Source organism: Microbulbifer hydrolyticus (genome assembly GCF_009931115.1).
Taxonomy (GTDB): domain Bacteria; phylum Pseudomonadota; class Gammaproteobacteria; order Pseudomonadales; family Cellvibrionaceae; genus Microbulbifer; species Microbulbifer hydrolyticus.
Genome location: NZ_CP047491.1, coordinates 4,100,267 through 4,113,610, shown reverse-complemented (window position 1 = coordinate 4,113,610; position 13,344 = coordinate 4,100,267). Strand labels below are relative to the sequence as shown.

At 47.8% G+C, this 13,344-nt stretch carries 9 protein-coding genes; 5 read left to right on the top strand and 4 right to left on the bottom strand.

The window, feature by feature from the left end:
• Nucleotides 1-137 precede the first annotated feature (137 nt).
• Genes GTQ55_RS17310 through GTQ55_RS17300 form a run of 3 tightly spaced genes read left to right on the top strand, consistent with a single transcriptional unit; the run spans nt 138 to nt 3,871 of the window.
• On the top strand, nt 138-1,247 hold the full coding sequence (locus tag GTQ55_RS17310) for a glycosyltransferase family 4 protein (protein ID WP_161859855.1): 1,110 nt from the start codon (nt 138-140) through the stop codon (nt 1,245-1,247).
• 1 nt (nt 1,248) lies between these two features.
• Nucleotides 1,249-2,631 carry an oligosaccharide flippase family protein gene (locus GTQ55_RS17305; protein WP_161859854.1) on the top strand — a complete coding sequence of 461 codons (1,383 nt, stop codon included), beginning with the start codon at nt 1,249-1,251 and terminating at the stop codon, nt 2,629-2,631.
• A gap of 19 nt (nt 2,632-2,650) precedes the next feature.
• Nucleotides 2,651-3,871 carry a sulfotransferase family protein gene (locus GTQ55_RS17300; protein ID WP_161859853.1) on the top strand — a complete coding sequence of 407 codons (1,221 nt, stop codon included), beginning with the start codon at nt 2,651-2,653 and terminating at the stop codon, nt 3,869-3,871.
• 17 nt (nt 3,872-3,888) lie between these two features.
• Here GTQ55_RS17300 and GTQ55_RS17295 read toward each other — a convergent pair whose 3' ends face one another.
• From GTQ55_RS17295 to GTQ55_RS17280, 4 genes are all read right to left on the bottom strand, one after another.
• Nucleotides 3,889-4,866, bottom strand: coding sequence for a hypothetical protein (locus GTQ55_RS17295; protein WP_237567742.1), 978 nt, complete (start codon nt 4,864-4,866; stop codon nt 3,889-3,891).
• Between the two features lie 5 nt (nt 4,867-4,871).
• Nucleotides 4,872-6,521 (bottom strand): MBOAT family O-acyltransferase, encoded by a 1,650-nt coding sequence (locus tag GTQ55_RS17290; protein WP_161859851.1) that lies wholly within the window; start codon nt 6,519-6,521, stop codon nt 4,872-4,874.
• Nucleotides 6,522-6,578: 57 nt separating this feature from the next.
• Nucleotides 6,579-9,299 (bottom strand): AMP-binding protein, encoded by a 2,721-nt coding sequence (locus tag GTQ55_RS17285; protein WP_161859850.1) that lies wholly within the window; start codon nt 9,297-9,299, stop codon nt 6,579-6,581.
• Nucleotides 9,300-9,422: 123 nt separating this feature from the next.
• The gene (locus tag GTQ55_RS17280; protein WP_161859849.1) at nt 9,423-10,085 is read right to left on the bottom strand and encodes a VOC family protein; all 663 of its coding nucleotides are present in this window, start codon (nt 10,083-10,085) and stop codon (nt 9,423-9,425) included.
• A 578-nt stretch (nt 10,086-10,663) separates the two neighbouring features.
• On the opposite strand from GTQ55_RS17280, the gene GTQ55_RS17275 reads away from it, so the two are divergent.
• Both GTQ55_RS17275 and GTQ55_RS17270 read left to right on the top strand, forming a co-directional pair.
• Nucleotides 10,664-12,076 carry an undecaprenyl-phosphate glucose phosphotransferase gene (locus GTQ55_RS17275; protein ID WP_161859848.1) on the top strand — a complete coding sequence of 471 codons (1,413 nt, stop codon included), beginning with the start codon at nt 10,664-10,666 and terminating at the stop codon, nt 12,074-12,076.
• A 50-nt stretch (nt 12,077-12,126) separates the two neighbouring features.
• Nucleotides 12,127-13,338 carry an outer membrane beta-barrel protein gene (locus GTQ55_RS17270; RefSeq protein ID WP_161859847.1) on the top strand — a complete coding sequence of 404 codons (1,212 nt, stop codon included), beginning with the start codon at nt 12,127-12,129 and terminating at the stop codon, nt 13,336-13,338.
• Nucleotides 13,339-13,344 lie beyond the last annotated feature (6 nt).

The following is a 13,344-nucleotide window of genomic DNA, read 5'->3' as shown; positions in this document are numbered from 1 at the left end:
TAGGAAGCGATAGTGGCAAAAAGAAAAGGTACTATATCGGTACAGGAGGCACGACTTTGCCTCAAAAAGTAAACATGATTTACACGCCGCCCGCGTGTCTATAGAATTTATTTCTAAATGAAACAGTGAATTCACGGATGAATATTACCTTTGCGTTTCCGGCGCCCTCTTTGAGTGGTGGCTGCCGCGTCGTCGCTATTTATGCCCAGATGCTGGTCAATGCCGGGCACCACGTCACCATAGTCTGCCCCGGTTTCAAGTATGGCGGCGTAGTCACATCGTTCAAACGCTTGTTGCGGGGTGGGATAACCACCGAAAAGCGTTTAAAGAATTCGCACTTCAGCGAGCTTAAGGGCGTTGAGGTTCAATTCGTCTCCCCCGACCGGATCAATGATTCCCGTTTTTATCCTGACGCCGATGTATTGGTGGCCACCTGGTGGAAGACTGCGGAATGGATTTCTGGTTTTCCGCCATCGAAAGGGAAAAAAGCGTATTTCGTTCAGCACTATGAAGCTCATCAGGAGCAACCGCTTGAACGTGTAATCAACACATACCGCGCTGATTTTCCGAAAATAGTGATCGCTGAGTGGATCGCAGACGTAATGGAGAAGAAGTACGGTGACAGCGACACGATCCTGGTGCCCAATGCCGTAGATAAAAATCAGTTTTTCCGGGAACCCAAACCTGAACCTGAAAATAGAGTAACCGTGTGCGCGATGTATTCAAGGTCAGAGTTTAAAGGTATGGATATTACCTTTTCGGCATTTAGGAAGCTGCGGAAAGATAATGAAGATGCCAAGCTCATTCTATTTGGCGCAAAGCCTGTTGCGCCTGACATTGATTTGCCACAAGGCGCAGAGTTTGTGCTGGCACCAAGTAAAAGTGAACTTCGACGAATATACAGCACATCACGCGCATATATTTTTAGTAGCCGAAGCGAAGGGTTTGGTTTACCGATCCTGGAAGCACTGGCTTGTGGCTGCCCTGTCGTTGCAACAAAAGCGGGGTGTGCGCCGTCATACATTACCGACGGAGTAAATGGATACTTGAGTGATATTGACGATGCTGAATCTCAGGCAAACGGGCTTCGCAGTATATTGGCGCTTTCAGACAGCAGCTGGTCCGAGATGTCTGCAGCGGCAATGCGTTCCGTTGAAAATAGCAGCTGGGAAAGCTCGTATAGAAAGTTTGAGAATGCTTTGATAAAGATATCAAAAAACAACCAGCTAGTGAGTCCCGTGTCTTAATATGAGTATCACCACAGATGTTTCGTTAAAAGACCAGGGCTCTTTCAATACCAAGTCGATTCGTAAGGCCTCTGGCTGGGTCTTTGGTGGCTACGTCAGCGCGCAGTTTCTCAGGCTGTTAAGTAACCTGATCCTAACCAGATTACTGGCCCCGGAAATGTTTGGGATTATGGCGATCGCGAATGTCGTTGTTGCTGGCGTCCAAATGCTAAGCGACATGGGGATCCAAAAAAACATCATTCAAAGTAAAAAGGGCACGGATACGACATATCTGGACACGGCATGGGTAATGCAGATTTTTCGTGGAATTTCGCTGGCTGCTATTATTGCCGGGATTTCCGCCGCGGTTTGGTTCGCTGGACCAAGCTTCAGCCCGGAGAGTGTATACGCAAACCCTGATCTCCCTCTAGTTCTATTGATTCTCGCCAGCAGCCTTATTATCAGTGGCTTCCGTACTACAAAATCTGCTGTCGCGAACAGGCAGCTCGATATGGCAAAAATTACAGCCATAGACCTGTCCGGACAGATTATTTCGATCGTTGTAATGGTCATCTTGGCCAGTAATTGGCCTAATGTCTGGGCATTGGTGGCGGGTACAATAACATCTGCCATTTACCGAATCTGTATCGAGTATATGCTTCTTCCGGGGCACCAAAACCGGTTTCGCTTCGACCTGGAATTCGCAAAAGAAATATTTCATTTTGGAAAGTGGATCTTTGCAACCTCATTACTTAGCTACTGGGTGCTCAATGGAGACAGGTTAATCCTTGGTTTTGATATTAGCGCGTACGAGATGGGGATCTATTCGATAGCAGTATTTATCGTTTCTTCACTCAGGGGTGCCATCAACAGCCTCATGCAAAAAGTGATGTATCCAGCGATGAGCCAGGCTCTACGCGAGAGCAGCGACTGCGTCACGATATATTATCGGTTCCGCCTGCCGCTCGATCTTCTTATCTGCAGTCTGAGCGGTTTTCTGATTGTCGCTGGCGAACAGGTCATCTGGACGCTTTACGACGACAGATACCGTGAAGCCGGCACCTTTCTTTCCTTCTTATCGATAGGGCTTTTGGCCGACAGGTATCGTGGTCTCGGATTGTACTACCAGGCCGAAGGAAAACCGAAACAGATGATGCCTATTGCTCTGACGCGGGCTGTACTACTGGCAATCGGATTGCCTATGGCGCTATATGAGTACGACTTCTTTGGGGCTGTAGTTTTTCTGGGGATATATCCAATGCTTGTGGTTCCACTGCAGTTGTATCTTAAAACCCGAGCCGGTTTGATGAATGTTTACAAAGAAGTTGCCTATACATTATTTATAATACCTGGCGTTGCTGCCGGATATTTTTTCCTGTGGGCCATTGAATTTTTCACCAACTAGATATGGAGCAGCAGTAAATATGCCTAATCATTCGTCATGTGAAAAAGCACCTATCTTCATAGTAGGACCGCCCCGTTCAGGAACATCTCTCCTGTCTGCTATTATTGGTAGCCACAGTAATATTGCTTGTGGCCCGGAGACGGATCTCTTTAGGGCGCTTCCCCTGCGTGACGTCGAGCAAATTGTCACCGGCGAAAATTGGTGTGAAAAAGCCACCGAGCGAATGGAAGAAATCAAATATCCCGACGGAAAAAGTATTGCAGCACATTTTGGCCTGACAAGAGTTCAGTTGAGCGAGCATTTGTCAAATCAAGCCGCATCAGCGAAAGTGATATATTCCTCGATACCGGCAGCTTTTGCGGATACACAGGGCAAGGCGCGCTGGGCGGAAAAAACACCTCGACACTTATTTTATGTGGATGAGATTCGTAGAGTTTTTCCCGATGCAAAAATCATTCGAATCATTAGGGATCCACGAGACTCGATTCCATCTGTAATAAAAAATATAGGCCTTTCTGCGTCGCTTGTGGGAGAATTCTATCGATGGGCATCCGTATATGCTAAAAGTGAGCCGTTCTTTCGTAAAGATCCAGATAGCATCACTATTCGTTACGAAGACCTGGTAACAAATACAGAGGAACAAATCGCTTCCATATGCGATTTTATCGGCGAGGAATTTGAGCCATCAATGCTTGACAGGGAAGGCGCAAACCTCGTTCGAGTTGCTTCGGAGACCTGGAAAAGTGACATCGACAAGAAAATAACTGCCCAGAACGTCTACGGCTGGCGGTCTAATCTTGATGTGGACGTTGCTAGAGCCGCCTCACTTATTTGTTGTGAGGCCTTGGAGCAGCTTGAGTATCCGGATCCGATAAAGCCAGAAAAAGAAGTAAAGGTGTTCCCTCTTGGTGAAAATTTTGGTGTAGCAAATGAATCACATATCATCGATTGTGCGAAAAAAGGGTACAGATATACCGCGATCGGTGATACCTATCCTGAATCGATGAGTGAAGCACTCGATCTATATCCGGATGTGTTGCTAGGCGATCTTCCTCTGGGGAAGAGGCCCTCCATACGAGTAAGGCGTAGCATGCACGCAATTTCGCGAATCATTATGCGCTTTTTAAGTCGCAAACCGGTTATTGTTGATCCGGATATTAATCTTGGAGTGGGCGCACTCAATCGTATGATTGGTAAAGTGGCTTTGGTATTCGGCACTCGCAAAACTTTCGCAAATTAGTGCCGATTGACGCCAGATTATCTGGGCTGATTTACGCAATGAGCGGTTAATTGGTCACCGAGATCATTGAGTGTGAGGCGTGTCCGGGTTGCAACGCCTATTTCATTCAGGTGATATTCTGTGTCAAAAAACATTTTCTTTGGAAGAAGGTAGTCCGTTGGATTTCCGATAAAAGAAGTATCGTTTTCAAGATAAAAGTTCCGAATTTTCGTAACAAAGTTAACGAACCTGTCAGCATCATATTCGTCAAACTTTAATAGATTGGGTGGCGCACCGATTACGCAAACATCGTTTTCCTTTGCCCAAATAAAGAATTCTCCGAGTACCTTCTTTGAGTAACCTGAGATATCTCCGTTGCCAATATCTTTTGCCTGCAGTTTGTCTAATTTATCCTTATAGTCGGCCGCACGTTCGGAAGAATTATTCAGTTGGTTTCCAGAGGAATCTACGTTTGCGACGTTGTAAGTGCTTGACGAGCTGCCCATGTAGTTATCATTTCCACCTCGTAATCCCTCGATAATGCGTTCGAAAGAGACGTTGGTATATCCGAGAAACTGTTCTAATAATGGCAGAGAGTGAAGATAAGCCGGATCTCGAGCAAGTATAAAATCCATTAGTTGAGTTGATGGCGCTGGCTCTTGTTGATAAAGAGCGTACTCCAGTGGAAGGTAGACAATATCTCCCGGCCTAAGAGAACGTTTACTGCGGTCTAGGATATAACGTAATCCCAGTCCTGCGTGCACACCAAAATTTGTGGTCGGTAATTGATATTTTCTTTCAATCTGTGCTGCATCAAGGCCAAAAAGGCTGTTTGATCCTGCTACGATCAGCAGTTTCTGAGAATGAGACTTCGCCGCATGCGACTCCTTCACCCGGTACAGGTCGTGAGCCCATTTCGAACTGGATGTGGGGATTCCCTCCTGAAAATGGACAAGAGTGATCAGCATGGCTATGCCAATGAAAGTACCAACTGAAAAAGCCGCGATTTGACGCATAATGACTAAAAATTAAAGTAGAGGAATTCGCTGTCAGGCACCGTTGATATTATCTTGAGAGAAACTACAAATAAGATTCCAGTAATGGTCATTGCAATTAAGCCAAGTAGGATACGTGTCTGAGACTGGTATGGTTCACCGGGTCGACCACGGATCCATTGCGCGAGCTCGTTGGAGTTGGGCGCAAAAAAAGCTAGAAGCATAGCGATGAAAATCACCGCAAAGCCCTTAATATGTGGGAACGACCCTAATGCGAGTCCAGGCGACGCATTTGCAAAGCTTGAAAAGAAGCCCGGCGCTATTTGGTATATTTTCTCGGGAATAACGAGGCCTTGTAGACCAAAAATTCCACGGAGCATAGATATTGCCCCGTCAATGGTTTCCGCACGGAAAAAAGCCCAGGCAACCGAAACTGCAAGAAAAGTAGCGATTACGCCCGGCGTCGCAGAGAATAGAGTTCCCAAATAGCTCGGATACCAGGTTCTGGCGCGAGCAACGCGATTGACGCTCTCATGAGTAGGTTGGGAGCTCTTTTCTGCTGGAGAGCCTGCGCTGTTTTCAGTGAACGATCCGCCATATGCAACCCGGAGGTTGGAGCGGATTAATGTCTTTAGCAGCAGCCACTGATGGTTCACAATCAGAAATGCACCATGTAGCCCGCCCCATATTATAAAATTCCAACCTGCACCATGCCATAAGCCACCCAGCAACATCGTGGCAAGAAGATTGAGCGACCTTGATCCCCTCCGGCTTCCACCAAGTGGAATATACAGGTAGTCTCGCAGGAAATGTGATAGCGTCATATGCCAGCGACGCCAAAATTCTATAATGCTCCGCGATTTATATGGTGAATTGAAGTTGATAGGTAAATCTATGCCAAACAGCTTGGCAAGGCCTACAGCCATATCCGCATAGCCGCTAAAATCGAAATAAAGCTGAAAAGTATATGCCGACAGTCCGCCCCACGCTTCTAGAAAAGTAGGGGTAGCCCCTGAGTCGACGGCTGAAAACACAGGATTTGCAAAGGGCGCCAGGTTGTCAGCGATTAGTACCTTTTTCGCGAGGCCGATAGAAAATAAAAACAGGCCTGTGCTTACTTGGTCTATCCTGCCTGCACGAACTGAAAGTAGTGAGAACTGATGGGCGACTTCCTTGTGGTGGACAATTGGGCCTGCTATTAGCTGTGGAAAGAAAGATACAAACAGGAGGTATCTATCGAACATTTCTTCCGCATACCCTGTGCGGTATGTATCTACCAGATACGCAATTTGCTGAAAGGTAAAAAAAGAAATTGCAAGAGGTAACAGCAGTTCAGGTACCGCAATTTCAGCCCCCGTCAATTGTGCGACAGTTGAGGCGAAGAAACCCAGGTATTTATATACCGCGATAGCGGCTAGGTTCCCCGAAATCCCAATAATCAACAAAGGCCGTTTATACCGCGAATTGGCTATGCTCTTACCAAGGTAAAAATTTAAAACAATAGACGTCAGAAGAAGGAGTAAATATTTCGGGTTCCACCAGGCATAGAAAAATAAAGAGGCGACCGCTAACCAGCCTAGAGACACTCTAAATAGGCTGAAATAACGTAGCACGTAGTAGCCGATGAGCACTGCCGGCAGAAAAACCAGAATAAATGGTATTGAATTAAATAGCACGCTGGGTCATGGCCATAATTATTGGGCGAATGTATTCATAACGACGCTTATATGGGGCTACTGGAGGAGCGGCTCAAGTTTGCGCGCTACGTTGGCAACATGCTCTGACATCAAAATAGAGTGATGATCTCCGGGTACTTCAAAGACCGTCAATTTTTCGCAATACTTACTCCAGCCAAGGTCCTGTGATGGGCGCTCCCCATACAGATATTCCCGGTCACGCGCTTTAATCAAGAAAAGAGGTCTGTCAACAGGCGATAAACGAGTCGTGAATATTGCGTTTTTCCGCACCTGATGTCGTACTCGAATATTATCCGATGGTTCGGTATGAATAGTGGCTGCCCCGGCACTGCTACTCGGGGCTGAATTGCCACTAAAATATCGCCTCGATAGTCGCGATACAAGATAGCCGGGACCTTGTTGTAGCGTTTTCCTCATGTGTTCGGCTATTCGGAACGAAAGCTTTTTATGCGCAGTAAATGCCTCAGGGACTATCGTATCGAGTAGCCCGGTAAATAACACATCGTGCCCGTCTTTTTCAAGCTCTCGACCAACTTCAATTGCAATGATCCCGCCGAATGATTTTCCTAATAAGAAATATGGTCCGGTTGGTTGCAGGGCCTTGATGATGGAGAGGTAGAGCTGGGTGATGCTCGTAATCGAGTCAGTTCTTGCAGTCGCTTCAGAGCGCGCACCGTTGACGATTAGATCAACTTCTTCAGGCAAATATACGGCATAAATTGCTCGATCTGTACGCAGGTTTTTAGCAAGTTCCCGATATTCAACCACCCCATTCAATAAAAGAATCGGCGATAAATCAGGGCTTCCCTTCTTCAGCAATAGGTAACCATTATCAGCGGCTTCTACGATATTTTTGGAGGTGTCGCCCTCTCCTATAGAATCTGATATATATCTTGATAATTTTCTGACTGTGGTGTTCGAAATGATGTCCGCAATCGAAAATCGGTAATCGAGCTCTGTAGATATCTTTGAAATTGCCTGAACAGCTTTAATAGAGTCTCCACCGAGCTCAAAAAAATCACTATTTGCATGTATAGCCGGCGCCAACAGAACGTCGCGCCAAATTGTAGCTACACATTGTTCGACTGGCCCGGATAGTGGCTGTTCCTGGTTAGACTCAATAATTTTGCAGTCGGCTGGCTTCGGAAGATTTACTCTGTCGACCTTTCCATTATGGTTGGTCGGTATACTTTCCACTGACAGGTAGAGAGTGGGCACCATGTAACCTGGAAGATAATCATTCATGAACGATTTTATATCGTTGACGTTTGCAGGGGCAGAATCATCCGCTACGATGTAAGCGGCTAAGATTGATGCGCTGCCTTCCGGCGGTGTTTCAATGGCTGCGATAACACAGTCTTTTATCCCCGGCGCTTGCTTTAGCGTGCTTTCTACTTCTAGTAGCTCAACGCGGTTGCCATTCAGCTGTATTTGGAAGTCTTCACGCCCAAGCATTTCATAGAGCCCGTTCTCGTCCGTCCGGACCATGTCGCCTGTGGCGAAATATCTTGAGCCGTCTATGGTAGTAAACTTTTCACTATTGAGGTCTTCTCGGTGAATATATCCAGGAATAACTCCTGGGCTTGCCACAAATAATTCCCCAATTTGACCGGGCGATACCGGCTCGCGCGTATCATCGAGCACCAATAGTTTTACATTTCTCTGCGGTGCGCCGATTCTCGTCGATTTTGGTGAGGGATCCAATACGGGCCAGTATGTCACCATACAATTGGTTTCGCTTGCCCCGTAATTAACGTATAGCTTGGCAGAAGGTAGTATTTGGCGAATTTTTCGAAGAAGGTCAGGCGGCACATTGTCCCCGCCCGTTAGTATGCGCTCGAGTGAAGTGAGTGCGTGAACTCGTTCAGGCGCTTGTTCTGCATACTCGATTAACCTGGCAAGTAATGTAGGAACCAGGTGTAAAACTGATACTTGCTTGGCCCTTTCATACAATTTATCGACGCTGAGAACATCCGCCCGCTCGGCGATAGAAGTGTATCCACCACGCGTAAGCAATGATAAAAGCTCAAATGTACTGATACTGAAGGAGGATCCTGCTACAGCCAGAATTCCATGCCCGCTTTCAAGCTCGAAGCAATGCGCGGAGGAGGACATACCATGGGCGAGGTTTTCTTGGGAAGAAATGGCGCCCTTGGGTCGTCCAGTAGTTCCCGAAGTAAAGAAAATATGCGATTCATCATCTAGCGTAATTGGGTGCGCTTTGAAGCCCTCCAGCGATCTTTCTCCAATCTCATCGAGGGCCTTGCATGAGTAAATCTTCCCTGAATGCTCCAATGAAAGCTTATCGTTTAACCCAGATAAATCTGCGTGACTACATATTACCGCGGCGGGCTCGATATCCTCTAGAATCATTTCAATTCTCGCTCGCGGAAACCCTGGATCTATCGGAACATAGGTGGCTCCAAGCATGTGGATGCCAAGCAAGCAAAAAATCAGATCTGGACAAGGGTGCATCAGCACAGCGACACGATTATGGGGCTCCACACCGAGTTGCTTTAAGCCACTTGCGATCCGCCTCGCGGAGCTGATTACCGCTTCGTATGATGTGCGCTGTCCCCGGAAAACAAGCGCTACATCATCCGGATTGTTTTCTGCGTTGAGCTCTATCTGCCTGATTACAGGGATTGCTCTGTTTTTTGTACCAAATTTATCGGTCGCGACCCTGGCGGCGGAGTCAATCAATCGATCCGCACTATCCAAAGGTTTAGTTGCCGCGTTGAGCTTGTCGATAGGCATTACTGAAACACGCTAGGTTGGATTCAAGCGAAATTCGCCGTGACCAAGCCCGCAGCGCGCCATTTGGCGTCATGCGGAAACCGAGAGATTTTTGTTGCTTGGCATCGTGAAGAAACAAAACGGCTACGCCGGAATGGTTTCACCTTGGTTGCTAGGGTGGGGTGCGCGGTTGGCCGCATTTTCTGACGCCACCTCCGGTTCCCAATCAGTGGGCATCCGTGAGAAATCGAGAAGCGTTGATGTATCACCGGTATTGCGCGCATGTTCGATACGCTGATAAAAATTCTTGCCGGTGTTCTGCGGGACACTGGTGCTCATGCTGGCGCCTTGCTTTGGGCGCTCGACATATTCGGGAAATGACATTTCCGCAGCGTTCTGTTTTGCGTATCCCTTGCCGAACAGCTGCTTGAGATCACCAAAACCGTCATTACTTACGAGTTGCTTGCCGCGTAAGTTAACGCCATTTGAGATTGCGTGGGATACGAACTGCTCAAGGTTTTCTGTGTCAAAAGCGATGTGCTGAACACTGTGGTCACCGTGACGATCGGAGAAAGCGGTGACCTGGCTTTTCTTGTTGCGATCTATGCCTTCAACCAGCACAACTCCAAAGGACTCGAAGTCGATGCACCAGAGCTTCATACTGCTATCCGGGTCATCCGGGCGTACGTCGTCGACGCGTTTGGTGAGTTTGCCACCCTCAACTTCAATATGGTACCAAGCCCACTTTTCGATCATTCCTTCCGCAACCGCATAGGCAATATGGTCAACTCTGCTGACTTTAGACATTCCATGTCCCCCGAAATAGAAAAATTGGTTCCCTTGCCGCAAAGACTGCGGCGAACAGGCACTAATATGGCAGCGCTGAAAATAATGTCAACAGGAAAATACCGCGAACTGGCGCACAAAAAAAATACATTAAGGCCGCCGATTTAGAAAACTGTGCGCAGTGCACATAAAGATTTCGTGCTATGAAGAAGCTTTGGCATGAGATTGGCATGCTTATCCCTCTGCGGAAAATTCACACGGCGTGCAGGTTGAAATTTCCGCCATAATTCACTCTTTTAGTGCTCTGGTAGAGGTCCGCGCCATAAATAGTTGAGTTACATCACATTTTGGGCGGATAATCATTGCCGCTGGTATGAGCTAGCCGTGCGTTCATTCCTGTTGCAGAAGTTCCCTCGATTTTAAGGAAAATCGGCCCGGTATATGCATTGTCATAGCCGACGTCGTGGTTGTAGGGGTGTAACAAGAGTTCGGTGAAGTTTTTGAGCTTCGGCCCAGCGGCATCGGTGTCATTACCGTTGTGGAGTACTACAGGGAATAGTTTCGGGCTAGTTAAGCCATTACCTAATGGAGGGGTAATTGTGGAACAAGGATGGATCCGCAGTCGTCGGGGCGGAATAACCGCACTTTATCGGTTGTTCGACGTTTTACTTATTCAGGGCGTTCTTTACGCCAGTCTCGCACACTTTGAAGTAACACCGGGAAAAGACTGGATTATTGCCGGCCTGCTGGCCGCAATCAGTTTTGCATTTATTGCTGAATCTGTTGAGCTTTATCGGTCGTGGCGCGGTGAGACCTTCAAGCGAATTCTTGGCACTGTGGCGGTGGCCTGGGTCGCCGTATGTATTTTTCTTATATTACTTGCCTTTTCGTTCAATGCGTTTGCGGCAGACTATATGCGACCAGCTGCGGCCGCCTGGTTGGTATTTACCTTTTTTGGCCTGGCATTTTGGCGCTTTTGTCTTCGCCAGTTCCTTTTCTCCATTCGCCTGCATGGTCGCAATACGCGACGAGCGGTCATTATCGGCTGCACAGACTCCGGTTATAAGCTCGCCAAGGACCTCGCAGCAAACCCTCAGTTGGGTATTCACGTAGATGGGTTCTACGAAGTCCCTGAATTTAAGGACCGTATCTCTTGTATCGGTGATACGTCCAGGTTTCCGATCCTTGGTTCGGTCGATGACGCCGTTGAAAAAGGCCGCTCAGGCAAACTTGATGTGGTCTTTATCGCATTGCCAATGCGCGCTGAAGATGTCATTAGCGAAACTTTGGATAAGTTCTCTGATACTACAGCGACAGTACACATTCTTCCGAATTTCTTTGTGGCAAAAATGCTGCATGCGCGCTGGCATCAGGTTGGAAGTAGCAGTCTTCTTAGTGTATTCGATACGCCAATCCAGGGTTTTGATGGCTGGCTGAAACGCCTCGAGGACTTGGTCCTGGCAACAATCATTCTGGCTTTAATATCGCCTGTCCTGCTACTTGTGGCAGCGGCAGTGAAATTCTCTTCGCCGGGACCAGTTATCTTTAAACAGCGGCGCTACGGGCTTGATGGGCAAACTATCTATGTTTGGAAGTTCCGCAGTATGACTGCCATGGATGATGGCGATAAAGTTGAGCAAGCCAAGGAAGGCGATCAAAGAATCACTTCGGTGGGTAGGGTGTTGCGTCGTACGTCATTGGATGAATTGCCACAGTTTTTCAATGTACTTCAGGGAACAATGTCGATTGTCGGGCCAAGGCCGCATGCTGTTGCTCACAATGAGGAATATCGCAGTCGTGTCAATGGCTACATGCTTCGTCATAAAGTAAAACCCGGCATTACCGGCCTCGCTCAAATAAAGGGCTTTAGAGGCGAGACGGATACGCTGGACAAGATGAGCCGGCGTGTTGAGTACGACTTGGAATACATTCGTCGTTGGTCGATCCTGCTCGATCTTAGAATCATCTTTCTAACCATCTATCGAGGCTTTTATCATAAGAACGCTTATTAGCCGTCAATTCTAGCCTCAATGACCAGTCTTAATGAGCGCGGTAGATAGATATGAATTCAGCAGTCGGTGTCGCAATGTGCGAAATTCGCGATAAAAGAAAGAGCCCGCTTTGGGCTCGGGCTACTTTAGTGAGTAGCTTGGTCACTATAGGGCAAGTCGCACATGCCGTGACAATTGATCTTCCGGCAAACGCGGAGCTGACCAGCACGGTTAATGTAGAGCTGCAGTATGATGACAATGTATTCCTGAGTCGTGAGAGTCCTCAGGATGACTGGCTCACCAGGGTTTCGCCATCGATGAGTCTTGAAAGAGAGGGTGACGCCACTAGCTTCTTCGGGGGCTTGACCATCACTCGTGGCAACTATAGGAACGGGACGCGGCAAAATTTCAATGACTATGCGGGAAATGTTGAATGGCAGTGGCGTGCGGCTTCGTTACTTCAGGTCCACACATCGGCCAGCTATTCAGATGTTGCCCAGTCGATCTTGGGAAGTCAGGACGGTGGATTGGATCCGGTGTTGCTTGAGGCCGAAAGAACACGCCGGCCAAGTGCGGAAGTCAGCTTGGTATTTGGAAGGCAGGGTGGGAAATTCCAGGGGATACTTCGCCAAGGAAAGCAGAAAAACGAATTTGATGATTCCACCCGGGATTTTTCTGCCGATTATTCAACGATAAGCGCGAGCTATTCAGTCAGTAGTCGCTTCACTGCCGGTGTTCAGGTTAGCGACACGAAGCTTGACTATGGTGATATTGCGGGTGTGCCCGCACGAGACAGTGACGAAACAGTTCTGATGGCAACCGCGGAATATCGATTACCGAAAACACAATTACTGGTCCGAGCTGGCCGGCTTGACAGAGAGTTTGCTCCTGGAGTTCGGGAAAATTTCACGGGGCCACGCTGGGACATACTAGTGACCTGGAGCCCCAGAAGCTACAGCACCCTTTCATTTACAACGGGTAAAAATATCCAAGAGTCGGTGGGCGTAGCTGATTTCGTGGATGTTAAGAGTAATGTGGTTTCTTGGACGCACCAATGGACTGGACGTTTAAGCAGCTCATTGGCCTATAGCCAGACGAGTGGCGAATTTGTTGGCACAAACCGATCCGACGACGTGGTGCGATCGAATTTTACACTTCGGTACCAGCCTATGGAGTGGCTCGGTCTAAGTATTGGCGCGGTTAACGTAGAAAATCGTACCACCTTGTCTGATATTGATATCGAAACTAATCGTTATATTTTGGGGATTGAAGCTCCGCTTTAGGGCGGT